The sequence below is a fragment of the Coleofasciculus sp. A1-SPW-01 genome, from assembly GCF_040217205.1.
GTDB lineage: Bacteria > Cyanobacteriota > Cyanobacteriia > Cyanobacteriales > Coleofasciculaceae > Coleofasciculus > Coleofasciculus chthonoplastes_A.
Map to the genome: position 1 here is coordinate 43,633 of NZ_JAVJNP010000021.1, position 26,622 is coordinate 70,254.

The following is a 26,622-nucleotide window of genomic DNA, read 5'->3' on the forward strand; positions in this document are numbered from 1 at the left end:
AGATGACGGCGATTTTAGTTATATGTTTAAATTTGACGAAAAAATATGAGTCCATTTAATCTAGATGAGCAAAGACCCGATGAATTTACCACCCCAGGAGTCCATAAAATCCGGACGATGATTGAAGGGTTCGATGATATCAGCCATGGGGGGTTACCTGTGGCTCGAACCACATTGGTGAGCGGCACGTCTGGTACGGGTAAAACCTTGTTTGCGGTTCAGTTCCTTTATAACGGGATCACTCAATTTGATGATCCGGGTGTATTCGTTACCTTTGAAGAATCTCCTAATGATATTATTAAAAATTCCCATAGTTTAGGCTGGAATCTGCAAAAGTTAATTGATGACGGTAAACTGTTTATTCTGGATGCTTCTCCTGATCCCGAAGGACAAGAAGTTGTCGGCAACTTTGATCTGTCTGCTTTAATTGAGCGGATTCAATACGCGATTCGGAAGTACAAAGCCAAGCGGGTTTCGGTTGATTCCATCACCGCCATATTTCAACAATATGATGCGGCTTCAGTGGTGCGGCGAGAAATTTTTCGCTTAGTCGCTCGTCTCAAGCAAATTGGCGTGACGACAGTGATGACGACGGAGCGCGTGGAAGAGTATGGACCTGTAGCCCGGTTTGGTGTGGAAGAGTTTGTCTCCGATAATGTGGTAATTGTTCGCAATGTTTTGGAAGGAGAACGGCGACGCCGCACGATTGAAATACTTAAGTTACGGGGTACAACCCACATGAAAGGGGAATACCCGTTTACCCTAAGCAATCAAGGATTTAATATCTTCCCCTTAGGTGCAATGCAATTAACTCAGCGTTCGTCTAATGTTCGGGTATCCTCTGGAATTAAAACCCTGGATGAAATGTGTGGTGGTGGTTTCTTTAAAGATTCCATTATTTTAGCAACGGGAGCTACGGGAACCGGAAAAACTTTATTAGTTAGTAAGTTTATTCATGATGCTTGTTTAAATGAAGAACGGGCGATTCTCTTTGCTTACGAAGAATCTAGAGCGCAGCTTACGCGAAACGGCTTATCCTGGGGAATCGATTTTGAGGAAATGGAGGAAAAAGGATTATTAAAAATTCTTTGTTCTTACCCAGAATCGGCAGGATTAGAAGATCATTTGCAAATTATTCAAACCCAAATTCAGGAGTTCAAACCGTCTCGGATTGCCATTGATTCTCTTTCGGCGTTAGCGCGGGGAGTGAGCAATAATGCATTCCGTCAGTTCGTGATTGGTGTGACGGGTTACGCTAAGCAAGAAGAAATTACCGGGTTTTTTACCAATACAACGGATCAATTTATGGGATCGAATTCAATTACAGATTCCCATATTTCTACGATTACTGATACAATTTTAATGTTGCAATACGTAGAAATTCGCGGACAAATGTCCAGGGCACTTAATGTATTTAAAATGCGGGGATCTTGGCACGATACTGGAATTCGAGAGTATATGATTAGCAAAGATGGGGCAGACATTAAAGATTCATTCCGCAATTACGAGCGGATTATCAGTGGTTCCCCCAGTCGGATTACGGTTGACGAAAAGAGTGAACTCTCGCGGATTGTCCAAGGTGTGCGGCAAAAGTCAACGGAATAGTTATGTCAGGATTTGGTGAGGAGGGCGGGTTTTGTTGTTCCGTTATTGGTGAGGAGGGCGGGTTTTGTTGTTCCGTTATTGGTGGATATTTGAATTGAGTCCCTAAACCCGCCCCTACAGGCGCCTCTACAATTGATTCGCGATCGCGTCCACTAACCGATCCATTTCCTCATAGTCTGTAAAGTAATGAACGCAGGCGCGAATGCAGTCGGGATCGCGCAGCGTGCGAAGCTGGAAACCTTTGTCTTCCAATTGGTTGACAAGTTGGGAAGAGGGGGTACTATCGGTTAAGACAAAGGACACTAAACCCGCTTGGGGGGGAGAGTTCAACAAGCAACGCACCGAGTTTAACTCAGATAGGCGTTGCCAAAGATATTGACTACGCTGACAAATTTGTTCATAGCGACTTTGATCCGTTCCCCATTGCTGATGAGTCGCGATCGCCTCTCGCAATCCAACATAGAGAGGATAGGCGGATGTGGCGACTTCAAATCTTTCTCCATCCGGTTTCCAGCCGATGGGTTTAGCGGTTTTGTCCATGAGAATACCGCGCCAACCAATAAACGTCGGATGCAGGTGTTCTAACGCATCAGGTTTCACGTATAAACCACCAACCCCCGCAGGTCCACACCACCATTTATGACCCGTAAAAGCATAAAAGTCTACCCCAAGTTCGCTTAAATTTAAGGGTAAAGAACCAACCGATTGAGCCGCATCGACTAAAATTCGGATTGGGGTGTTTTCTGTCGCCGTATTACGACAGGTTTCCACAATTTCTTTTAAGGGCAAAACTTGACCCGTATTCCAGAGGATATGACTGAGAACCACTAACCGGGTACGCGGTGTCAGGTGTTGTTTGATTACGGCGGTAGGATCACCCTGGTTCAGCGTCGCCATAATTGGACAGGTGGACACCTCTACGCCAAATCGCCGTCCAATCTCTTCTGCTGTCGCCACAATACCCGGATGTTCACAATCCGTCAGCAGGATGCGATCGCCCACTTGCCAGTCTATTCCCCAGAAGGCAATATTACAGCCAACGGTGACATTTTCTGTAAGGGTAATCGTTTCGGGAGGCGTTCTCAACTCAGACGCGATCGCACCTCGAAGTTGCCCGGTTTGTGCCAAGCGCCACTCATTAACCTTACCGGAGAAGGGTCCGTGATCCTGAGTATACTCATAAGCCTGTTGAATCGCCGTTAACGACCTTGTGGGGAGAAGCCCTTGACCGCCAAAGTTGAAATAGGCTTTATTGGCTAAAGCCGGAAACTGCTGTCGATGGTGTTGCAGATGAGTTGATGCACCAGAGATGTCTGTCATTGGCAAGTTTTTACTATCCCCAGGAATGCATCATTATAATCCCAATCATCCCAATTTTTCAACACGATAAGCATATATACTGGTGCAGTTTCTGAGAAATCAGCCATTCTGCGTAGGATTATTCAGCGAATTAACGGATTATTTGTTACAGAAAGTAAAGATAGTCTAATAATAAGCAGAGACATCTAAAACCAATTTCCTATTTTTATTCCTTCCCAGCTCATCTAAACTTGCAGGATAATCGTTCCATGAGTAAGATTTTATTGATTGAGGATAGTATCAGCCAGTTAGCATTGATGAATCTTTACCTGCGCGATAGCGGTCATACGATTATCAATCTAACTAACCCAAAAGAAGCGCTGAATAAGGCAGTTTTGTATAAACCCCATGTCATCGTTACCGACGTACTGATGCCGGACATGAATGGGTTTGAGGTGTGTCGTCAGCTTAAAAAACACCCAGAGACTCAGAACATTCCCATTGTTATATGTTCAGCTAAAAATTATAAAATTGACCGAATTTGGGGCATGAAACAGGGCGCTATTGCCCACTTAAGCAAACCATTTTCTCGCGACCAACTGGTTCAGACTATTAATAAAGCTCGTCTCAGTTCGCCGAAAAATTATCAACAGTATAGACTGCGGGAATTAGTTGAACTCTATCCCCTTGAATGGGGAACCCTGGCAAATGTTGGTTAATCGGATTTACTGGAATTTGGACAAACAAAGTGCGATCGCTGTTGGGAATCTGGTGTTTTTTGATCGGGTTTCAGGTTGATATTAAAATATGATATCGGGACATAAAACCCGCCCCTACATCTAATTTTTCTGTCCCAAATGCCTTGGCGAATAAATTACGCAAATTTATTTTTTTGTCCAAAGTCCAATACTTAAGCGCGAAGCTTAAATTGGGCAATAATAATACCGATGACGGCTAAAATGGCGGTGGGATAGAAAGCGTAGGTATAACTGCCAAATAAATCCCGGAGTTGTCCGATGGCGAGAGTCCCTAATAAGGCTCCAGCGCCATAGGCGGTGAAGACAATCCCATAGTTCTTAGCATAGTCCTCTGGAGGAAACAAAATCAGCGTCGCTGTTGGTGCGATCGCTAACCATCCTCCTAAACAAAGCCAGAACAGAGAAAAAGCAACCAGATAGGTCAAAGCTTGCCCCTCTCCCGCACTGAGCATCAAAATTGAAGCGATCAGAATTAACACATAGGAAATAATCGCCGCTCCCTTGGGCTGTAGGCGATCCGTTAACCAACCAAATAGAGGACGCCCGATGCCATTAAAGACAGCAAAGATAGAAACCGTAATCGCAGCAGTCGTCGCATCGAGTTGAATAATTTCCTGTGCCACGGGGCTGGAAATACCGATCGCCGAGAGTCCGACAAACGTGCCGATGGTATAGCAAAACCAGAGCGCATAAAAAGACGGCGATCGCAATAGTTGTCGTCGCTGATTTTTGCTTGTTTCAATCTGTTTTGGCGTCCAGTTTTGGGGTTTCCATCCGACTGGGGGTAATTTGAGCGTGATTGAGATAACCAGAATAATTCCCGTCAAGCTAATTCCCAGAATTGCAAAGCTAGGAAGAACGCCAAATGCCTCAATTAAGCCCTTGGCTAGCGGTGCTGTCACCAAGGGAGAAAGTCCAAACCCGATCGCCGTCAATCCTACTGCCAAGCCTTTGCGATCGGGAAACCATTTAGCGGAAACGGCTAGGGGAACACCATAGGCAATGCCAACTCCCGCCCCAGCGATTACCCCATAGGTAATCGTTAAGAGGATGATATTCGTGGCGAAACTGGAAAGGATATAACCAATTCCCGTCACCACACCACCAATCGCGGTAATTTTGCTCACGCCAATCTTATCAATGTAGAATCCCGTAATGGGCATCAACAGGGCATAGAGGACTAATAAAACTGTGAACGGTAATAAACTTTGAGTGGCGCTGATGCCAAATAAGTCCTCTAGCGGTTTACGGAAGATACTCCAAGAATAGACTGTGCCTAGGCACAATAAGACAAGCGAGCCTAAGGGGATTAAAAACCATCTGCCTTTCTCTGCTGGCAAGCCAAAAACGCTAACAGATTGCCAGTTATCCATAGAATCTCCTACACATAGCTGATCATCCAAAAGGATACCACCTGAATAGAATCTGATCAGCTAACTGGATCAAGCTAATTTTCGGCTCTATGATCCCCTTTGTCGATTGGGTTGAGGTACGTAGGTAGAGCCTTCTGGAAGAATAAACCAACTTAGCAGATAGCTGAACAATTGTCGGCTTTCTCTGACATGCTCCCTCAGCTTCCCCTGCCCCCTCTCTTAACCGAACAATATTGTTATGTTACCCGATTGTTACTCGCCCCCACTTTTCCCAGCCAGATAGCGCATTTGAACCCGAAGCGATTCAGGGATATCAAGAGCCGACTTCCGCCTAAGTCGAAATAGTTCGGAAGTTAGACATCATAGTTCTCCCCTGCGACAGAAGCACCTTTTGAACTCTTTGTTTAAAGTTAAGTTCAGTAATAAAGATTTGGGTTACTCAATTAACGTCGAGAGCCAACGACTTATCGTTGGTAAATCGGTGAGTATCCCTGAATTGATAATGAGAAGGATGAACACGTATGACAGCCACACAAACAAAAAATCAACTTTATGATATTGATAAGATCCGTCAGCAGGCGCGTCAATCTATTGAAGAGGGAGCCGTTACTGAAGATTATCCCCTCAACCGCGAACAAGCTTGTCAGTACCTCAACGAAGCGCTAGCCACGGAAATTCTATGTGTAATGCGCTACCGTCACCATCAGGTTATTGCTAAGGGAATTAATTATCCTCAGGTTGCGGCGGAGTTTGCTGAACACGCCGAGCAAGAACAAGAACATACGATGATGCTCGCCGAGCGGATTGATCAGCTTGGGGGTGATCCCGATTTTAATCCGGCGACAATCATGGAGCGCTCATCTACGGAGTATGGTAGCACGGGTGCGAATATTGAGTTGACTCAATTGATCAAAGAGGATTTAGTCGCCGAGCGGATTGCGATTGAAGTTTATCGCAAGTTAGTTGGCTTTTTTGGTCATGCTGATCCCACAACTCGCCATATCGTCGAAAGCATTCTCGAAGATGAAGAAGATCACGCCAGTGAACTTGCTGATCTGTTAGCGGCTATCGATCCCAGAAATAAACCCAGCTAATTAATTGGTTCTATTGGGCGTGCGATCGCGCAATTCAGGTAAAAGGTATCCCGTGCTACCAGCATCACTGACTGGGGGCGGGATTTTTTCCTGATTCCCACAATAGTGTTGTATTCAGCGTTACAAGCTAACTTAACTCAACATTCATTCTTTAGATAGAAGAAATTGCCTCACTAACATTGATAATCTTAAGCTCTGGAAGCCCAAAAGCTCTAGCGTATAGCGTTTTCAGAAAATGAACCCGCCAATAATTTTAAGAGCGGCATTTTTGATTTTATCTATAATTCAAAACGCTTTTCTTAGTCCGATTCCAGCAAATAAATAATTTTCCTTCAAAGACTTTTAACCAATCGTATACTTGACCCAATTTATTTAATTTTTTATAAAGAGGATAATTGTCGAGGCAATTGAATCCAGGGGGGGGTGTGGTTAAATGCTCTACTCCCGTTGAACAGATCCAGGTTAAAAAGGGTCAAGTTCAAGCCGTCGTTGCTGGTGGAGAAACCTATCAAGCCAAAACCTATATCAGTGATTTAGATCCCAAGTTAACCGTGCAACTGATGCAGGATGAGCAGGCATTAAGTCAGCGAGAACGCAAACGCCTCACCGATTATAAGTATTCCTGTAGTGCCTTCAATATTTACCTGGGTTTAGATGAACGATTTGATCCAGAACGCTATGGAATTGGCAACTGGAATGTCTGGTATTATCCCAAAGGAAAATTAAATCAAGCCTACCAGGAACAACTCGAAGATAACTTTGAGAAGCCCTGGATTTTTCTCTCCTGTCCCACGATGAAATCAAGGGAAACCGGAATGGCAACGGAGGGTCATCATGTGTTAGAAATTAGCACGATTTGTCCGTATCAGCCGTTTAAACAGGTTCACGAAACCGACTCCAAAGCTTACAAACAGAAAAAGCGGCACGTCTATCAAAAACTCATGGAGAGTGTGCAAGATTTAGTCCCCGATATCGATAACTATATCCGGATGAAAATCTTTGGTACGCCGACGACGACGGAGTATTATTTGGGTCAACCCCAAGGAAATATTTACGGGGCAAAGCTGATTCCTAAACAGGTTGGTTTAAATCGGTTAGGATATCAAATCGAGTTACCGAACCTATTTTTAGTTGGCGCTAGTGCAGGCTATCCTAGTGTACCCGGAGTGATTGGCAATGGCATGAATGTGGCTGAATTGCTGACTGGAAAACTGGTGTGGGATCGAACTCGTGTTCCTGAATTGCCTGAGGTGCATCCGGCTTTTGCTAATGCTTAGTTTAGATGAGGGAACAGGGAATAGGGCACGGGGAACCAGTCTTTCTTCGCCAATTCCTGGGGATAAAAAGAACCCTGCCAATGGGGATAGTGCCAACCTGAAGTACCGATATGGATGAATGCAGCGTTTTTCATGAGAGTTGGGTGAATCAAGTTTTGCTCTATCCTGATTAAAGCGAAATCCGTCCCCCTTTTAGATCCTCCTCCCGTCCCCCTTCAGATCCCCCTTCCGTCCCCCTATTTGATCCCCCTTCCGTCCCCCTATTTGATCCCCCTCCCGTCCCCCTTAAAAAGGGGGAAGCCAGTGGATGCTTCGCTTTTTTTGCACGGGGAAGTCAGCGGATGCTTCGCTTTTTGTTCCATGGGGGAGACCAGAGGATGCTTCGCTTCTGTTGCACAGGGAAGCCAGATGTTGCTTCGCTTCTGTTCCATGGGGGAGAATTCAAAGTCTCTCTCCTTGCAGGAGAGAGGTTTGGAGAGAGGTTTTCCGGAACCCGTGAAAAGTAAGGTTGTAGGTTGGGTTGACGACAAAGCCCATTTATATAAGTAAAACTTTTAAGTTTGACGTTTACGTTTTAATAGTTTAAAGCTAAGCGGAGTTCGGGCAGGCAGAAAATGCCCCGGGCAAATCCTGATTTGACCTGGGTTTGAGGATGTAGTATAACGTTATTGTTATACTGTATTGGGTTATTTTTGTAACCATTTTTAACCAGCTATTCCTAAAATGCCTTAATACTGCGTTATTGGGTTATCCCTAACGCCGGAAAAATTAAAATACTACAATCATGTTTCATTACCCAGTTTGATGGACTCATGCAGAGGCAAATTTGACAAAAAATCTGTTTCATGCATCTTTTTCCGGCTCAAAAGGGAATGGGAATGCAATTATCCACCCGTCATATCAAAGTTGTTCCCATCAGACAGATAGGATGTCATGTGGTTTTGCGCCAGAGAATTGAGGCAAGAGCCACCCGATTTGAGCGAGTGAATTGGGCGCGATCGCACTGTGATGTAGTCATCTTTAGAGTTGTGCGATAGAGTTGTGCGATCGCCCCTCTTATCCTTCAACATCACCCATTTTTTTGCCCATTTTCATCCCGATAGTCAAAACAGCCGCCAGACCTAGCCGACTCCATCTCTACCGCCTGATTCTGGTATTGCCCAGCAACTGACAAATTGTAGTGCTACACTTCAGTGAAGACAATTACTCAAAGCTAACAGAAACCGAATCAACACTAGGAATAGGCTGGAGAGTCAGGCACACCATGACACTGAATTTAGCCAAATTTTACCGAGCATCCAACCCTAGCAAAACCCTCGATCTAAGTCAGTCTGAGGCTCGACAGTATTATATTGATTTTTCTTCCGTGCGAGGAAATAATATCATCAAGGAACTGGGACGCACGATTAGCCGATTATCTCCCGATGAACCAACCTGTCAACTCTTTACCGGACATATTGGCTGTGGCAAATCCACAGAATTACTGCGCCTGAAAACTGAACTCGAACAGCAAGGCTTTCATGTCGTCTACTTTGAGTCCTCCCAGGACTTGGATATGGCAGATGTGGATATTAGCGATATTCTACTCGCGATCGCACGTCAGGTGAGTTACTCTTTAGAAGCCAATTACATCAATGTCCAGCCTACCCGTTTTCAACAGTTACTCCAGGGTGCGACTCAGATTTTACAGGCGGAAGTTAAGGGTGTAAAGGTCAAAGTCCCTAAGGTTGGGGCGTTGGGGATGACCACAAAAAAAGAAGGTGAGTTTTCCTTGGCGCTGGGTATTGGTGAAATTACCGCTCAAGCGAAGAATAGTCCCGAAGTGCGTTCTCTATTGCGTCAACATTTAGAACCACGAGTTAATGGTATTTTAGACGCGATTAACAAGGAATTAATTGAACCCGCTATCCAGCAGTTAAAGCAGCAGGGCAAACAAGGATTAGTCGTCATTGTCGATAATCTTGACCGCATTGATAATAAACAAAAGCCGGGAGGACAACTGCAACCGGAATATTTATTTGTAGACCGAGGCGAACAGTTGAATCAATTAAACTGTCATGTTGTCTATACCATTCCCCTGGTTTTAGCCTTTTCCAATGCCTTAGGGCGATTAACGAATCGTTTTGGCGTTGAGCCGAAAATATTGCCGATGGTGCGGTTGAAGCAGCGGGATGGTACTATTTGCCAGGACGGAATGGCATTGCTGCGACAGATGGTATTAGCTAGGGCATTTCCAGGGGTTGAACCTCAACAGCGATTGAGTTTGATTACAGACGTATTTGATTCTTCGGAAACCCTAGACCGTCTCTGTTTAGTCAGTGGGGGTCATGTGCGAAACGTGCTGGTTTTATTGTTTTGCTGTATCCAAAAAGATGACCCACCTATCAGTCGGGATTGTTTAGACAATGTAATTTGTCAGCGGCGGAATGATTTATGTTTGGCAATTACCCCCGATGAGTGGGAATTACTGGAACAAGTCGAACAAAACAAAACCGTCAGGGGTGAGGATGGATATCAAGTTCTTTTGCGGAGTTTGTTTGTCTTTGAATATCGGGATCAGCAAGGGTGTTGGTTTGACATTAATCCTATCTTAGCCGATCGCTTCCCTCCAGGACATGGTTTTCAATTGTAGGGGCGGGAATGACATAAGACGAATGACAAATGACAAATGACAACGAACAATCCTTAAAAACGCTGATCCGAGCCATCCAATTATCTCAAGGTGAGTTTTCACTCATTCTAGCGCGTTGTAATTATTACGACTTGCAAAATCAGATCACACAGCAGTTGCAAGAGCAATGTTCTATTGACATTCAAACACTAATTCTCCAGCCCTCTGTTACCCGACTTTATTCAACCATTATTGAACATATTTCCTCTTCAAATTCAGCGATTCATAGTCCCAACTTCTTTAAGAAGTCGGGGATCTCGCCTGCAACTGATAAGCAATCTCCTAATGCTCTTGTTGTATTCGGTTTAGACTCTCTAACCGATCTGGATCAACTGCTAACCGCTACCAACCAAATCCGGGAAGAGTTTCGCAAATTGCCCTTTCCCTTAATCCTGTGGGTAACTGATAACCTGCTGCGAAAACTAATTCGCTTAGTCCCCGATTTTGAAAGTTGGGCAACCCAAGTCGAGTTTGCGATCGCGACCCAAGATTTAATCGATAGAATTCACCAAACGGCTGATACAATTTTCACCGAGGTTTTAAATGCAGGGGCGGGTCGATTTCTGGATAATGCTGTGTTTACGATCGCTGTGGGTTCCCGTCGTCGTTCTGAATTAGAATCAGCGCTGAATGATTTGCACCGTCGGGGCGAACCCTTGACATCAGAGGTTGAGGCAAAACTGCACTTTCTCCTGGGTAGAGATGCTCAGGCTAATCAGGACATGGAGAAAGCCCGCCAGTATTATCAGCAAAGTCTGGCGTTTTGGCAACAGGGAGATTATCCGGAACAGCAAGGCTGTTTGTTATTTTATCTGGGGTTATGGTGGCGGTGTTATGCGGTTTTGCATCGGGCTGACTATTGGCGATCGTGTTATCGGGCAAAGGATTATTTTCAGCGCTGTGTTCGTGTGTTTCAACAGGGGAATCGTCCGGATTTAGCCGCCCGGTTTATTAATCCCTGGGGAGAAGTGTTAATTCGGTTGCAGGAGTGGCAGGAATTAGAAAAGGTGGCTCAAACGGCCGTTAATCTGCATCAAACGTATTTAGACAGCACTCATCTGTATGCCGGGTATGCTGATGCCCTTTTAGCTGAAGTCGCCCTAGCCAGAGGCGCTTGGCGTGAGGCTAAACGGTATGCTGAATTTGCACGACAAAAGAATAATCAGCAATCCGTTGTTGACTTAGCCTCCCAGCATAATCACACCCATTGGGCTTGGGCATGGCAACACTATCAAAGTTTATATTTATTACTACTGGCAAAAGCCCAACGTCATCTTGACGAGACGGCTGAAGCGATTCAAAACTTAGAGACGGCTAAAAACCAGAGTCTACCCGACTATGACCCCCAACTTTATATCGATATTTTAAAAGAATTGCGCGGACTTTATTTTGAACGGGATGATTATCTGAAATCCTTTGCCCTCAAATTAGAGCAACGTTCGATTGAAGCGCAATATGGGTTCCGCCCCTTCGTCGGTGCTGGACGTTTAAAACCGATCAAACGAGTAATTAATTCCTCTATTGATTCCATTTATCCCCAAGTCAGAACCCAAGACCGAATTACAGCATCGGGGCGGGGTCAAGATATTCAAGCGTTAAGGACAAGACTGAGTGAACCTTGCCATAAATTGACGGTCATTCACGGTCAATCCGGGGTAGGCAAAAGTTCCCTCTTATCGGCAGGATTAGTCCCCGATTTGAAACAGCATCCTGTTGGCGATCGCTATGCGTTACCGGTGACGCTGCGAGTTTATACTAATTGGGTCAACGAATTGGGGATTAAGTTGGCGGAGGCGTTAACCGAACGGGGAATTGAAGCCCTTGATTTATCCAATGAAAGCCGTTCTTTTTCCCGGAAAGCCGGAGAATCGGTTAAGAGACTTGATGGGATTCTGGAAACCTTGAGAAAAAATGGCGATCGCCATCTGCTGACGGTGTTAATTTTTGACCAATTTGAAGAGTTTTTCTTTCATTGTAGTCATATAAGTACTCGCCGTGAGTTTTATCAGTTCCTAGAATGTTGTTTAAGTATTCCCTATCTGAAAATTATCATAGCGTTACGGGAAGATTATTTACACTATCTCTTAGAATTTGAACGGCTAGCCAATTTAGAGGCGTTTCATCAGAATATTCTGGATAAAACGATTCGCTATTACCTCGGCGACTTTTCACCGGAACGGGCAAAATCTGTGATTCGGGACTTAACCGAGCGATCGCAGTTTTATTTAGAGCCAGCGCTCATCGATGAAGTTGTCCAGGATTTAGCCGGTGATGTGGGGAACGTTCGTCCGATTGAGTTGCAGGTGGTGGGGGCGCAACTGCAAACCTATAACATCACAAAGTTACATCAATATCGCCAACTTTTGGATCATCCCAAAGAAACCCTAGCCCAGCGTTTTCTAGAAGAAGTGGTTGTGGATTGTGGGGCAAAGAATGAACAACTTGCCCGACTGATTTTGTATTTACTTACCTATGAAAATGGAACACGCCCCCTCAAAACCCTTGCTGAGTTGGCAGCCGATTTAGACGCCTGGGGATTTCCAGCCGGAATCCAGCAATTGAATTTGGTATTGCATATTTTAGTTGGTTCAGGAATAGTCTTTTTAGTCCCCGATTACCCCGTCAATCGTTATCAGTTATTTCACGATTATTTAGTTGACTTCATTCGCCAGAAGCAAGCACCCGGCTTGTTAGCCGAATTAGCCGAGGCAAAAGAGAAGCAGCAGTTAACCGAAGCCCAACTCAGACAGGCGTTGAAAGAGAAAGAAGAGGCATTAACTCATGAACAACAGGCACGTAGGCGGACAGAAATTGCCGAAATTGAAACCCTAAGTTCGTTAGCTCAAGCCATGTTTCTGTGTCATGATCAACTGGGGGCATTAGTCACCAGCGTTAAGGCAGGTCAAAAGTTAAAGTATATCAATGCGCCAGCGACGATAAAAACGCGAACATTGTGTACACTCTGGCAAGTCATCTACTCAATGAAAGAATGTAATCGCTTCCAGGGACATAGCGGTGGGGTTTGGAGTGTCAGTTTTAGTCCCGATGGTCAAACCCTTGCTTCAGCTAGTACGGATGGAACCGTCAAACTTTGGCGTCTTGATGGCACAATTTTGCACACGTTTGAGGGGCATCGCGGTATGGTGAGGAGTGTTAGTTTTAGTCCCAATGGTCAAACCCTTGCCTCAGCCAGTACGGATGGAACCGTCAAACTTTGGCGTCTTGATGGTAAAATTCTGCACACGTTTGAGGGGCATCGGGATTGGGTGAGGAGTGTCACCTTTAGTCCCGATGGTCAAATTATTGCCTCAGCCAGTGGTGACGGAACAGTAAAATTATGGGGCATAAATGGTAAACTTATCCACACATTAAAAGGGCATCGGGATTGGGTCAATAGCGTCACGTTCAGTCCCGATGGTCAACTGATTGCCTCAACCAGTCATGACCGCACCGTTAAACTTTGGCGTTTAGATGGCAGCGTAATTCAAACCTTTAAAAAACACAACGGTGGGATTAATAGCATTAGTTTCAGTCCCGATGGTCAACTAATTGCCTCAGCTAGTCATGACCGTACTGTTAACGTGTGGCGTTTAGATGGCACGACGGTGCAAACGTTCCAGGAACATAGTGATGGGGTTTATAGCGTTAATTTTAGTCCCGATGGTCAAATACTCACCTCAGCCAGCAGTGATGGCACCGTGAAACTCTGGCGTCTTGATGGTACGATTGTGCAAACCTTTCAGGGGTATAGCAGTTGGTTGTGGAGTATTAGTTTTAGTCCTGATAATCGCACCCTTGCCTCAGCCAGTACTGATGGTACAGTAAAACTTTGGCGGACAAATAGCACTGTTGTCCACACATTTCACGACCATAGCGATGGCGTCAATAGTGTTAGTTTCAGTCCTGATGGTCAGAGGATTGCTTCAGCTAGCGGTGATGGCACGGTAAAACTCCGACATTTTCATGACACAGAGGTACAAACCTTTGCCGGACACAGGGATTGGGTGAGTAGCGTCAGTTTCAGTCCCGATGGTCAGATGCTGGCTTCGGCGAGTCATGATAGTACAGTAAAACTCTGGGGTTTAGATGGCACAGTGGTTCAAACGTTTAGGGAACATAGTGGTTTGGTTAAGAGCGTTAGTTTTAGCCCGGATGGTCAAACCATTGCCTCAGCTAGCACCGACTGTACCGTCCAAGTTTGGCGTCTAGATGGCACAGTGATGCATATTTTTGCAGGGCATAGCGGTGGCGTCAATAGCGTCAGCTTTAGTCCGAATGGTCAAACCCTTGTCTCTGCCAGTCGTGACGGGACAATGAAACTGTGGCGTACTGATGGCACAATTGTGCAAGAGTTTGAACGCCAAGGCAATTGGGTGAATAGCGCTAGTTTCAGTCCCAATGGTCAAATCATTGCTTCGGCAAACGGGGATGGCACTGTGAAACTCTGGCGTTTAGATGGCACACTGATGAACACGTTTCAGGGACATGGCAATTGGGTGAATAGTGTCAGCTTTAGCCCCGATGGTCAAACCGTTGCTTCAGCCAGTGGTGATGGTACGGTAAAATTCTGGCGGATAGATGGTACCGAACTACAAACGTTTCAAGGACATGGCAATTGGGTTTACAGTGTTAGTTTCAGCCCGGATGGTCAGACCATTGCCTCAGCTAGCCGTGATGGAACCGTAAAGGTGATGACTTGGAAGTTAGCGCTAGATGATTTACTCAGACAGGGTTGTAATTGGTTGCGGGATTATTTAAAGACTAATCCCAATGTCAGTGAGAGTGATAGAAATCTGTGTGATGACATTTATTGTCAATAAGCAAGAGGAGGCGATTGAAATCGCTGCTACATAAACTTTCGTCCGCAAGGTAAGGACTAGGTTATAACCGGGGTAGCTAACCCGGATTTAGTCTAATCAGGTGCGATCGCACGACCCTGAAGCCTACTTTTACCATCTTACCGCTTAGTGCTGTTCACAACTTCCCCTAACCGCTTCAAGACACCTAACACCGTATATAAATCATTTCCGGGATTAATCAGCGAGAAAAGCCGGGACAAACCATATCGCGGCGAGTCTTGCTGCATGAGTTTGAGATACACAAATTCACTGCCATTGGTGATAAATCCAAATAGAGGTTCCCTAATAGTTGGACGATTCATCATATAGAACAACGCTTGGGGAATTCCCTCTAAAACATTAAGCTGCTTACGCTTCGCCTCAATCACTGTAATCCACAACGTTTGATGTAAAACCAGCACATCAATCCTTCCCCTGAGGGTTTCCGCCTCATCCTCAAACACAATTTCCACTGGCTTCTCTGCAACAGGACGAAACGGATAGCTATAAAAGTTAGCGAGGGATAGCAATGGAGACAGTACCACCATTTTCACAATCTCTTCATGCATTGGATACTCTGCCAAATAGAGAAAATTCGCCTTAACCCGATCAAGCCATTGCTTTTCAGCATCAGTGGCTTGGGGTAAATCATTCTGCCATTCTGGAAAGAACTGTTCATCCTCCACTCGCTGAAGGTTAAACTTTTCTTTGACATCGTGTAAGGTTAGTTCGCTGGCTTGAATGACTTGTGCCATAACTATCCAAATTTACGGTTAGGGTTAATGTCAAATTATAGAGCAATTCCCCATTCCTGAAACACTGATTTCACGGATTTAGAGGAACGTTAGGGGTGGGGAGTTGTCAGGTTAGTCGCACTGATTTAATAGAGGCGTTAGTTCTTGCTGGCACAGGATGATAAAAATGTAAGAATTGTTGGGAGGATTAAGCTGTTCGGCATTTCAACCTTAATATCAATAATGGCGCAATCCTTGTCGATCCCCCTAAATCCCCGTGCAATAAAAGCGAAGCATCCTCTGGTTTCCCCCATGGAACAAAAAGCGAAGCAACATCTGGTTTCCCCCATGGAACAAAAAGCGAAGCATCCGCTGGCTTCCCCGTGCAAAAAAAGCGAAGCATCCACTGGCTTCCCCCTTTTTAAGGGGGACGGGAGGGGGATCAAATAGGGGGACGGAAGGGGGATCTGAAGGGGGACTTTGATCTACTGTACTTTATTACAGCGCAAAGAGCTGTATAGCGAAGACAGCGCAACTCCAAACCTAGCTTAGTTTCACAGCGAGTCGCTCAAGTCCAAGCGTGGTGGACTAAAATCTGTATCCAGTCAGCTAAAGCTGACTTAAGCTTTTAGCCCGAACTTTAGTTCAGGGCTTAAATTTTCTTCCTTTTCCTATTCACTGTTTTGTCTATGCCATTCAATCTGTGTCAATCTGTGTCATGAATCCTACCATCAGGCATTGTCGCCCCCTGCAAATTTGCCCCCATTAAATTAGTGGTACTCAATTCTGCCCGTGTCAGATTAGCATTACTCAAATTCGCCCCCATCAGGTTTGTTCTTGCCAAATATGCCTCAATTAAATCCGAATCACTCAAATTCGCTTCCCGTAAATTTGTCCGACTCAAATCTGCCCGATTCAATCGCGCAAAACTCAGATTTCCCCCACTCACTTGGGCTTTACTTAACCTGACATCTGGCATTACAGCCCCCTGTAAATTCACGCCAGTTAAATCTGCCTCACTTAAAATTGCCCGTTCTAATTTCACATTCTTCAGAATAGCGCCACGCAAATTTGCCCCCATCAAATTCACTTCCGTCAAAAATGCCGAACTCAAATTGGCGCCACTCAAATTTGCCCCCCGCAAATCCGCTTCCCGCAAATTCGTTTCCCTTAAATTAGCACCCCTTAAGTTCACTTTCAATAAATCTGCCCCGCACAAATCTGCCCCTTGTAAATCTACGTTCTGTAAGATGGCGCCCCGCAGCTTGGCGGTATACATCCGCTTTTCTTCTCGCAAATTCGCCCCGCGCAAACACGCCCCAGTTAAATCCGCCCCACTTAAATTAGCCCCCCGCAAATCAGCATCCATTAAGTTAGCATCGAGCAAACTAGCTAATGTCAAATTTGCGCTTCTTAAGTCAGCACTTTGTAAACTTGCCCCATGTAAATCGGCATTACTTAAATTAACCCCACTCAGCCACGCCTGATTTAAATTTGCGCCACTTAACCGCGTCCCCACTAAATTAGCTTTCCGGAAATTAGCGCGACTTAGGTAAGCAAAAATTAGCGTCGCACCATGTAAATCAGCACCATTGAGAACAATGCCAATTAAGTCTGCGCCAAACAAATTGACACCGCTGAGACTGATGCCAGTAAACTTGGTTTCTCCCGCTTCATAGCGGTGTAGGAGTTCTTTAACGTTCATAAAGTCGTTTTATTGATTGTGCGATCGCGCCAGCGGCTTGAGTGTTTTCATCGGCGTCTTCTAGAGCTTGTGCTGTCTGGTAAAGCTTTGCTTCGAGTTCCTCCAGCGTGGGACAAGTTGAGAATAATTCAAATAACAAATCGTCTAGGGGCTTGGCTTTCATTAATAACCAATCATGTTGCGTTTTTTTTATGGGATGATAAAGTACCGAAAAAATTAATAGCTTTGCCCGCAATGGGGTTGTATATTTCATTACATTTAAACGCAAATCAAACGGGTCATACGGGCATGAGTTTGACGTTGAATCCTGAGTTGCACTTTGTCGAATTTCCTGACCTTGAACAAGTGGTGATTGATGATTGGGGAATTTTTCCTGGTTGTCTTTGTCTGCCCGTTTTCGCGTATTCCTATTCCCTGTATTTGCCTGTGAGGGGAACCTTGTCGGTGGCGGTGCTGGCGGCTGCGATCGCGCGGCTTTTGCTGATTTAACACGGGTAATTTCTGAATCATCAGTATAGAGTTTTTGCAGCACCTTGAGAATGGTTTTTGCCACGACAATATAGTCTGCCTGTCGGTTGAGGGTTTGCACTTGCTGCTTGAGTGCTGCACTGAGTTTCTTGATGCTAGGGTAAGATTCTCTTAAATCTTGAATTAAATCCGCCAAATTTAATTGTTCGAGAATCTGCGAGTCGGTTTCCCAGTGATTTTTACCGACATAAAGCATCAGTTTTTTGATTCGCAGGATATTACTATCTTCTTCCAGTTCACTGGCGGTTTCCAAGACAATCCATGGGGGTTGAGTTGAAGCTTTAGGCGAGGATTTAACCGCGACGACTTGAGTTAACTCTTCCGGTTCGTCATAGAGGGGTTCTAATTGATGAATAATCGTATCAGCCACGACTAAATATTCAGCTTGGCGGTTCAACGTTTCCGCAAAGCTATAAAGCGTTGAACGAAGCTGATCCAGACTGAAATGGGAGGCGCGAAGTTGTTGGATTAAATCAGAGAACGCATACTGATTCAGAATTGACAACTCGTTTTCCCACTGACTCTGGCAGGTATAAACCATTAACTTTTTTATCCGCGTTGAATTGTCGTGGGTTTCTAAATTTTTAACAATTCTATCTAAACTCAATAACCCTGGCATTAATCTAAATGATGAATTGTGAAATTATTGCTTTTATGGAGAAATAATCCGCCGAATTTTGTTTTTGAGCAGAATGCCTTGAACTGATGTACCTGCTTAGATGCTTTAGCACACATTATTTATTTTGTCAATATTTTAGATTAAACCGATTTCCAACTCTATGATATCAAGACTGCTGGATGTTCCAGACGTAGCCGACTAGATCTCGAACAGGTTCCTCTAGCTTCCCCATAAATTATCCTGATCGGCTGGCACAGGCTAAGAAAATCATAAAGACTGACCCCATTTTAGTGGCAGTTTAATCCCTTATCAGTAGTCGATTACGACTCCTTCTAAATCACTATGTTACTTACTCGTCAACAACTCAAAGCCAAAAAACGCAATGCCAAACGGCTCAGTCAATTACTCCAAGATGCTAGAAGAGAACTTGAACACAACATCCTCACGTTAGAGGATACGGTTCTCGATCAAGGCATTTGGCAAATGTCTGATATTTTGCCCTCCCAAAATGCCCATTCCGTAATTGGCGAAATTCTGGCGATCGCGGATGCCTGGGAACAACTCAACCATTTTGAAATTGAGGAAAAGTTAGCTCATATCGAGGGTAAATTCTATCAAAACTAAACCATTCTGTTTTATTCTACATATCCCCGACTTCTTGAAGAAGTCGGGGATCTTGCTAGGAGTTGTGGTAATCGCTTTCATGGAAGACTCTCACGAAAAACCGCTTATTGAGAATCCATCTCTATTTGTGTAGATGAACTCATCCGCATCAGCCTTTCTTGCTCACTCTCCGGTTCTGTAACCAGAAACTCCATGTTAGAAAGTGTAGACATCATTCCCTGAAGCGGCATGATCTGATCGAACCCAATAGTCATTGTTCCCGCGCTTTGCATAGCAAAAGACTGAATCTGAAAATTCACACCGGGAGGCGTTCCGGGAAGATTCATTTGGCTCGATTCTTGAGATTGCTGTTGCATACTCATTTTCAGCGTCACCTGATCTGCCTGAATATCTTCCACCTCATATAAGACTTGAACCTGATCCAATGGCAACCCAGAAACAGGTACAGCGCTAGAGACTTGCCAGGTTGCTCCCACTCCCACTGCTGCTTTGGGAAACGGTGCTGCCGATAATTGCTCTAAGGAACTCAACATTTGCTGTAAAAGCTGTTGGAGGTTGGGATCAAGATCCGCCGGTAACGATACGTCCACATCTTTGGTGATTCCCTGCTGATCAATCACAAACTCAATGCTTACATCTTGGAGTTGTTGCAGTTGCGATCGCAGGTTTTGAATCAGTTCCGGCGAAGCGGTTGTATCCGAGACTACATCCACATCGGTGTAAGTCACTTTAATATGAGCATCTCCATTCGCCTCAACCTGAGTCACCTCTGACTCAATCGTCATCTGCATAGCAGGCATATTGACATCAGGCATAACCTGACCATCCACCGCCCCTGTCATGTCCATATTCATCGTCAGGACTGTGGTTTGCTTGGTGTTGGCGGCGGGTTTAAACCGCAAAATTTGCCGAGGTTGAGCGCCTGGATCAAGCAGAACTATGGTTGATTTCGCTTCAGTCGCACTTTCGGCTGAGTCAGGAATGGTTTCAATTAAGGGTGTTTGAGCATTGACAAAGGGAGAGGGCGGCGTTATTCCCCATCCAGTAATCAGTAAGAAGGCAGCACTTAGGAGGAATGGTTTCTTCATCAGGTTATTCGAGATTCAGATTCTCCTTTCAATCTAGCTCACCAGAATATGCAGAAAAAATATAGAAGTGTAGGGGCGAGTTTTACCGATAACATGAGAGCCATAAACCGATAATACTAAATCCGGGTTAACTACCCCCTTTATGGGTGCAGAATGGGGTGTGGGATGTGGGGAATAGCAGCCAAGGTATAAAGGGGGGTGACAAAGGCGGATTTGGTATTATAACCCAGTCCGCGCAGGCGGACTTTGTTTGTCTAGCTGCGATTTCAATCGCCCTGGTTTAAGCTTATGGCGAATTCTAGAATCCTTTACCTTGGGATCGATTTCGGTACATCTGGCGCACGAGCCATAGTGATTGACGCCACAGGTGCAGTTCAATCCGAAGCGCAATGGGCGTTTGCGGCGACTCCCCTGGCTGAATTAACGGCAATTTGGCAAAGCACTCTGTATCGGCTAATTGAACAAATTCCGGCATCGATTCGACAGGATATTACTCGTATCGCCATTGATGGGACATCGGCAACGGTACTGCTATGCGATCGCCAAGGGACTCCAATCACCGAGCCACTTCTTTATAATGATGGGCGAGGGATAGCGATGATGGAACAGTTAAAGCAGATTGCTCCAGCTAATTCCGTGGTTCTCAGTGCCACTTCTAGTCTGGCGAAACTCTTGTGGTTGATTCACCATACACCAGGCACTCTGGAAAATTATTACTTCCTCCATCAAGCCGACTGGTTAGCCTTTTTATTACACGGTAAGCTCGGAATTAGCGACTATCACAATGCCTTAAAGCTGGGATATGACCCAGAAAACCTAGAGTATCCCAGTTGGATGAAACAACTCCCACTCACACCAAGATTACCCAAAGTCCTGGCTCCGGGAACGCCAGTCGGTGACGTCACTCCAGAAATTGCTTCCCGGTTAGGATTACGCCCAGATTGCCAGGTTTGTACGGGTACAACAGATAGTATTGCTGCATTTCTCGCCAGTGGGGCAAAGCATCCCGGTGAAGCTGTAACCTCTCTGGGTTCTACATTAGTCCTGAAGTTATTGAGTCATACTCGCGTCGAGGATGCGGGTTACGGAATTTATTCTCACCGACTCGGTAATTTATGGTTAACCGGCGGTGCGTCTAATACTGGAGGTGCTGTACTGCGACAATTTTTCAGCGACAGAGAACTTGAAGAACTTAGCCATCAAATCAACCCTGAGCAGGAAAGTCCCCTAGACTATTATCCATTATTAAAAAGAGGCGATCGCTTTCCCATCAATGACCCTCATCTGTCTCCCAAATTAGAACCTCAACCTGCCAACCCTGTAGAATTTCTCCACGGTTTACTCGAAAGCATTGCCCGTATTGAAGCACGAGGCTATCAATTATTACAACAACTCGGTGCGACTCCCCTCACCTGTGTCTATACGGCGGGAGGAGGCGCTAAAAATACGACATGGACAGCGATTCGCCAACGTCAGCTTCAGGTTGCCATTCAACCCCCCAGACATATAGAAGCAGCTTACGGTACAGCATTATTCGTCAGGAACCCCATAAAAGATAGCTAGGGAAGCAGGGGTTGTAGAGACGTGCCATGGCACGTCTGGGAGCAGGGGGAGATATTAGCTGCTGGCGTTATTTCTGCCGTCTTGCACTAGGGGCTTGATCTCCGATTATCGACTTGACGCCATCAGTTGCTGAGGCTGGTAGTCGGAACCTTGCTTATTCGCACAAAATCCCAAATCATGCTTTTGTCCCGGTTCAATCACCCGTCCCCAATCCATCGGCGTGACAATATATCGTGATCCTTTCTGTTGAAAATTCCCATTCCAACTCTGATTAATCGCCGCTTGATTCATCTGAAATTGCACTTGCCAGTCGCGCACTTTGTTATCCGTGGGATTAATAACCGCTAAACTCATGCAAAATCCCTCTTGCCAATCTGATTGTAGATTAGACATGACTTTCAATTGCGGTGGAGTAGTGGGAATCCTGACGGAGGGAGGAAACTCAGCGTCACTCCTAACCGCCACGGCTGACAGTTCTCGCAGTTGGTAATCCGAACCCTGCTTATTGGCGCAAAATCCTAACTCACGGCTTTTTCCTGGCGCGATCGCACGTCCCCAGTCCAAGGGTTTCCCGACATACTCTGAACCCTGGGCTTTAAAGTTGCCATTCCAGGTCTGACTAATTGTCGCCTGATTCATCTGGAACTGCACTTGCCAATCCCTCACCGCCTGATCCGTGGGATTGATCACCTCGATACTCATACAAAACCCATCTTGCCAATCCGATCGCATCGTTGAGGTGACTTTTAATTCCGGTTGACGGGGACGGGGTTTGAGGGTGGGATTCATCCCTAGGGATGGACTAGGTTTAATATCAGGAATGAACGCCATGGCGGGTTTGTGAGCAAACCGAGTGGCAATTAGGACTTCTTGCAGTAAATCTTGCTTCGGTTCCTGCACCGTCAGCCAGTCATCTTTGAGCAGTCCTCCGGTATCATCACTATTGGGATTCCAACTCCAGTAGGCAAAACCCAAATCCTCTTTCTGCACAAAATTAACCAGTTTCTGTTGCCAAACGCCTTCCTTGGATTGGGAATCAACTTGTCGTCCACCAAACTCCCCGATAAAGACGGGGGCGATTCCTTTTCTGGCAATATAATTCCAGCCGATTTCCCAGCGTCGGGTGAGATTTTGGGGAAAACTTGGTTCAGAAAACCAGGGTTGATCAAAGACGCCTGGACCATATTCATGGGGAGAATAGACCACTTTATTGGGACGGGACAATCGCACCGGGAAGCGTTCCACACCCTCTAGATTCGCGCCCATCCAATGAATATCCAGTTGTTGACCGGGAACGTTATTTTCTACCCCTTCAACCACCATTAACCAATCCGGGTTAATCTCCAGAATCGCATTCCCAGCCCGTTCCGCCGCCAGTCGCCAATCGGTTTCCAAATCCCCAGTTCCCCAACTGGCGCGACCATGGGGTTCGTTTTTCAGGTCAGCCCCAATCACGTTTAATTGATTTTTGTAGCGTCTGGCTAACACTTTCCAGGTGTCAATCCAATCGGCTTCAGTGAAGCCATCACCGTACCACAATTCGGGAATCCGTTCGTCGTTGAGTCGGTGAGAGTCCAACAGAATCATTAACCCTTGGCGATCGGCTTCTTGGATAATCATATCCATCACCTGTAGGGGCGATTTCCCTTCCAGTTCAGCATTCGCACCGATACTATAATCAATCCCAGTCACTTCTGGAGCTCTCAGGGATTTTACGGCATAAGGCAGTCGGATCATGTTGTATCCTAACCCTTTAATCTGCGCCAACATCTCCTTATAATCCCGTTTCCACAACCCGTGAGGGGCGTGCATTTCGGTTTCAATACCAAACCAGTTTACGCCTCGCAGAATGACAGGTTTACCTGTCGCATCCACGATTTTTGCTCCCTCGGTGGAAAGGGGGAAGGTAACGGTAATGATGGGATTGTTCGTCGCCGCCACGGGTAAATCTGTTGCCCAATCGACGCCCATCACCAGTGATAAAAGGAAGGCTAACAGGAAACAAATCCCTCGGCGTAAGCCCCGGACTTTTCGCCTTCGTTCCTGGGTATTGTTTTGCAGTGGGGGCGACAAATCCTTGCTTAGGGGCGATCGCGCCCAAGCTGATGCCTTTGGCATCGGGATAAATCCCTTATGCCATCTACCTTCTGCCCGCTGTTGGGCTTCGGTCAAGGGCTTCCTCATCCGGCGTAGCAATAGGGATGGGATGTGGCTAATGGGTAAGAGCAGGTCTTGGAAAACGTTAAACATAGTGCTGTGGATATCCGAATCAGAAACTGTGACGATTTCAAACTGGGCTTGGCAATTCCTGGGAGTTGTGACAGACGTTTATCCCAATCGACTCCTCCAAGCGATCGCTCTCCTGTCTACTCAGTATTCTAGATAAAGTCTAGGGTATAGCCAACTGGCTTAGAGTTAAGAAATGAGCCAAAAATTGTCAGCACCGGAGAGAGCTTGTTTTGTTTGGGTCAAGACTGTTCCTCACCCTGTCGAGTTTGACCCGAAGTCTCTATCTGATGTTCCCTCGTCCTAGTAATATTTTCTCTCTTTGAACTTTAATTGTAAAGAGATTTTAGGTTTATAAAGTTTACGTAAAAATACGGACTTATCCTCTGATTCTTAATCGTAACTTTATAAAAATATATGGACATTTTTCGTCACAAAGATTAACCTTAAAACAGTCCTCCTTGAAGTCCTCCTGCCAGTTGGAATTTCTCTCGCCAACGTTTAATAGTCATTAACAGTACAGTACGACGAACACTGGAAATTGTCACTAGGAACTACAAATTATGACGGGCTCTCCACTACAACGATTCTTAATTACACCTGCCGTTATCTCGACCGCCGTCTTTGGTGTCTTGACCTTACCTCTGGCTATCTTTGGGGATCAGCCAGTCACCATTCAACTCCAAGACGAACCTATATTTCATGGGGAACTCCGAGATCCTAATGTGGCTATGCCTTACCTGGGTTTAGCGGCTGTACTCGGCTTGACAGCAGGAGCCTCTAGCATCGCCATAACCGGTTGGCGTCAGTCTGCCCGTAAATCTGCGGAGACGGAAGCACAACTCTCCAGTTTGGAGCAAAACTTGAAAGAACGAGACGAATTATTAGAGTCTCTCAAAGCCGAAGAATCTCGACTAACCGCTTCTGGCTTAACCTCTTTTTTGGATGAAGAACTCCAAACCGGAGTCCAAGCGTCTCCAGAGGAGCAGCCAGCTCAATCCGCATCAGAACCAGCACCTGAACAAAGTCAACCGGAACCTGCATTGTCACTACCCCAAGTGACTCAACCGGAACCTGCACCGACTCCCCAGCCAGAGGTCAAACCAGCACCTGCACCGTCGTCTCCTCCCTTTGTGATTAATACTTCACTCGCGACGACACCCTATGAGAGTTCTACTCCAGCCACCGTGCAATCCGCCGCCGCCAAGTTTGCTTCCGCCCAAACCTACATGGCTTATGCGTCCAAAAAAGCCCCAAGCCAACCGCAGAATGTGACCCCTGCACTGACTCCCTCAGACTTGGAAAAACTGCAAAGTCAATTCCAACAGATTAAAGAGCAAATGGAATTTCTCAACAAGGCAATACAAGCCCAGCAGGATGTACCCAATGCTTCAGGAACAGCACACCCAACCCAACTCCGGGTGATTAAGAATTGGTCGGTGGAAAAGATTTCTTAGGGCTTCGTCAATGTCTTGACACCGATTTTATCGCTTGTTTGAGTTAATCGCCAAGACTTCAACATCTTGGCAAGTGAGCTACTTTCGGTTAAGCTGTCATGCCTTTCAATTGGGGATTAGTAGGGAGAAAGATTTTTAGTAGCGAGCAAGATTTTTAGTAGCGAGCAAGATGCTCGCACTACATACAAGACATTAAGGTTTAAATGCCGAACCGTTCAAGACGGACTGGTATTCCCCTCTGCCCGGTTAGGATTTCCTTGAAGCTGGTTAGACAACATGGAAATAATTTGACCCACTTTCCGGCGATTTTGCTCGCCAATCCATAACGGTAGAACTTGAGTCTCGGCTAATTGTAAGACTAGCGACATAATTTCACTGTTTGATGCCTCTCCATGGAGCAGTAAAACTAACATGGCTTGGTGTTCGTCTGCTATCTGTTTCGCTTTGGGCAAAATTTCCAGGGATTTAGCCCAGTGGACTGGGAACATCAGGTGAGGCGGTTGATTGGCTCCAATGTCAACGAGGGTTGGCTCCAAAATAGTACAAGTACCGTCCTCTTTTTCATACCAAGGGTGACTATTGGGGGAGGAAGCTGCCTGTGATTGCATAAGATTGCCCATTGATTATCTGAATGTGGATGATTTTTGTCCTATTTAATCAAATTTTCTTAAAGATTGTCGAGCCTATCTACCCAAAATAGCGTATAATTACGGACAGGATAATTTTTCAAAAAATAAAAATAAGTAAATTCCACGATACTGAATCGTTAAGCTATGGATTAGGTTAATATTTTCTCTGATTAAATATTAATTCATTCCCTGCCAGAGCCTTAAACAATTGATGGTAAAAATTGGGTTTGTAGTAAGGGCTTTAGCCTTCTACTTACAGTCACTCTATGTCATACCAACAGCGATGCGATCGCGCTTCTTCGTTACATTCCCAACCTCAGTGGAACCAAGCCTCTTCGCGAGAGTCATCTAGAAGGTTAACCGCTTCTAAAAACCTAGACAAACCTACCCATCAGTAATTCTGTCTTGGTATAAGTCCACGGTGTAACTTTTGGTCGATAACCGTTAACGCTTACGCTTGGCTGATACCCGGCATTGTCGCTCGATATCAGTCTTAACCAACGGCTCCCAGTTAGAGACGCAGTAGTAATCGTG

17 protein-coding genes and 1 pseudogene are annotated in these 26,622 nt (G+C 45.5%); 10 read left to right on the forward strand and 8 right to left on the reverse strand.

Translation table 11 applies throughout. The features are described 5' to 3' along the window. Positions 1-45 precede the first annotated feature (45 nt). Positions 46-1,605 (forward strand): circadian clock protein KaiC, encoded by a 1,560-nt coding sequence (gene kaiC, locus RH949_RS03835; protein ID WP_006105815.1) that lies wholly within the window; start codon positions 46-48, stop codon positions 1,603-1,605. A 126-nt stretch (positions 1,606-1,731) separates the two neighbouring features. Here kaiC and RH949_RS03840 read toward each other — a convergent pair whose 3' ends face one another. Further along, entirely contained in the window at positions 1,732-2,925 is a 1,194-nt protein-coding gene (locus tag RH949_RS03840) for an aminotransferase class V-fold PLP-dependent enzyme (RefSeq protein ID WP_446351975.1), read from the reverse strand. Between the two features lie 248 nt (positions 2,926-3,173). Between RH949_RS03840 and RH949_RS03845 the strand changes: the two genes are divergently transcribed. Beyond that, the gene (locus RH949_RS03845; protein WP_006105863.1) at positions 3,174-3,623 is read left to right on the forward strand and encodes a response regulator; all 450 of its coding nucleotides are present in this window, start codon (positions 3,174-3,176) and stop codon (positions 3,621-3,623) included. A 191-nt stretch (positions 3,624-3,814) separates the two neighbouring features. On the opposite strand, the gene RH949_RS03850 is transcribed toward RH949_RS03845, so the two are convergent. Further along, the gene (locus RH949_RS03850; RefSeq protein ID WP_446351976.1) at positions 3,815-5,035 is read right to left on the reverse strand and encodes an L-lactate MFS transporter; all 1,221 of its coding nucleotides are present in this window, start codon (positions 5,033-5,035) and stop codon (positions 3,815-3,817) included. Between the two features lie 521 nt (positions 5,036-5,556). On the opposite strand from RH949_RS03850, the gene RH949_RS03855 reads away from it, so the two are divergent. The 5 genes and pseudogenes from RH949_RS03855 to RH949_RS03875 all read left to right on the forward strand — a co-directional run bounded on the left by RH949_RS03855 (position 5,557) and on the right by RH949_RS03875 (position 14,897). After that, positions 5,557-6,129 (forward strand): ferritin-like domain-containing protein, encoded by a 573-nt coding sequence (locus tag RH949_RS03855; protein ID WP_006105871.1) that lies wholly within the window; start codon positions 5,557-5,559, stop codon positions 6,127-6,129. A 407-nt stretch (positions 6,130-6,536) separates the two neighbouring features. Then, positions 6,537-7,406: pseudogene (locus tag RH949_RS03860) on the forward strand (phytoene desaturase family protein); the annotation flags it as partial. 878 nt (positions 7,407-8,284) lie between these two features. Then, positions 8,285-8,443 (forward strand): hypothetical protein, encoded by a 159-nt coding sequence (locus RH949_RS03865; protein WP_446351977.1) that lies wholly within the window; start codon positions 8,285-8,287, stop codon positions 8,441-8,443. Between the two features lie 227 nt (positions 8,444-8,670). Beyond that, positions 8,671-10,038, forward strand: coding sequence for an ATP-binding protein (locus RH949_RS03870; RefSeq protein ID WP_446351978.1), 1,368 nt, complete (start codon positions 8,671-8,673; stop codon positions 10,036-10,038). A gap of 29 nt (positions 10,039-10,067) precedes the next feature. Further along, complete coding sequence (locus RH949_RS03875; RefSeq protein ID WP_446351979.1) at positions 10,068-14,897, forward strand: WD40 domain-containing protein; 4,830 nt, start codon at positions 10,068-10,070, stop codon at positions 14,895-14,897. Positions 14,898-15,034: 137 nt separating this feature from the next. Here the strand turns inward: RH949_RS03875 and RH949_RS03880 are convergent, their stop codons facing one another. The 3 genes from RH949_RS03880 to RH949_RS03890 form a co-directional block, all read right to left on the reverse strand. Beyond that, a complete protein-coding gene (locus RH949_RS03880) occupies positions 15,035-15,670 on the reverse strand; it encodes a type I restriction enzyme HsdR N-terminal domain-containing protein (protein ID WP_006105846.1) in 636 nt (211 codons plus the stop codon). A 685-nt stretch (positions 15,671-16,355) separates the two neighbouring features. Further along, positions 16,356-17,354: a pentapeptide repeat-containing protein gene (locus tag RH949_RS03885; RefSeq protein WP_446351980.1), complete on the reverse strand. Its 999-nt coding sequence runs from the start codon at positions 17,352-17,354 to the stop codon at positions 16,356-16,358. Further along, positions 17,344-18,423, reverse strand: a complete 1,080-nt coding sequence (locus RH949_RS03890) for a hypothetical protein (protein WP_446351981.1) — start codon at positions 18,421-18,423, stop codon at positions 17,344-17,346. The genes RH949_RS03885 and RH949_RS03890 overlap by 11 nt, the downstream gene beginning before the upstream one ends. A 420-nt stretch (positions 18,424-18,843) precedes the next feature. Here RH949_RS03890 and RH949_RS03895 point away from each other — a divergent pair, with 420 nt between their 5' ends. Next, entirely contained in the window at positions 18,844-19,125 is a 282-nt protein-coding gene (locus RH949_RS03895) for a hypothetical protein (protein WP_006105790.1), read from the forward strand. A gap of 104 nt (positions 19,126-19,229) precedes the next feature. Here RH949_RS03895 and RH949_RS03900 read toward each other — a convergent pair whose 3' ends face one another. After that, the gene (locus tag RH949_RS03900; RefSeq protein WP_446351982.1) at positions 19,230-20,213 is read right to left on the reverse strand and encodes a hypothetical protein; all 984 of its coding nucleotides are present in this window, start codon (positions 20,211-20,213) and stop codon (positions 19,230-19,232) included. Between the two features lie 288 nt (positions 20,214-20,501). Here RH949_RS03900 and RH949_RS03905 point away from each other — a divergent pair, with 288 nt between their 5' ends. Beyond that, positions 20,502-21,776 (forward strand): FGGY-family carbohydrate kinase, encoded by a 1,275-nt coding sequence (locus RH949_RS03905; RefSeq protein WP_446351983.1) that lies wholly within the window; start codon positions 20,502-20,504, stop codon positions 21,774-21,776. 105 nt (positions 21,777-21,881) lie between these two features. Here RH949_RS03905 and RH949_RS03910 read toward each other — a convergent pair whose 3' ends face one another. Then, positions 21,882-24,026, reverse strand: coding sequence for a cellulase family glycosylhydrolase (locus tag RH949_RS03910; RefSeq protein WP_446351984.1), 2,145 nt, complete (start codon positions 24,024-24,026; stop codon positions 21,882-21,884). A gap of 539 nt (positions 24,027-24,565) precedes the next feature. Here RH949_RS03910 and RH949_RS03915 point away from each other — a divergent pair. Further along, positions 24,566-25,459, forward strand: coding sequence for a hypothetical protein (locus tag RH949_RS03915; protein WP_006105813.1), 894 nt, complete (start codon positions 24,566-24,568; stop codon positions 25,457-25,459). 215 nt (positions 25,460-25,674) lie between these two features. Here RH949_RS03915 and RH949_RS03920 read toward each other — a convergent pair whose 3' ends face one another. Continuing rightward, positions 25,675-26,067, reverse strand: a complete 393-nt coding sequence (locus tag RH949_RS03920) for a hypothetical protein (RefSeq protein WP_446351985.1) — start codon at positions 26,065-26,067, stop codon at positions 25,675-25,677. Positions 26,068-26,622 lie beyond the last annotated feature (555 nt).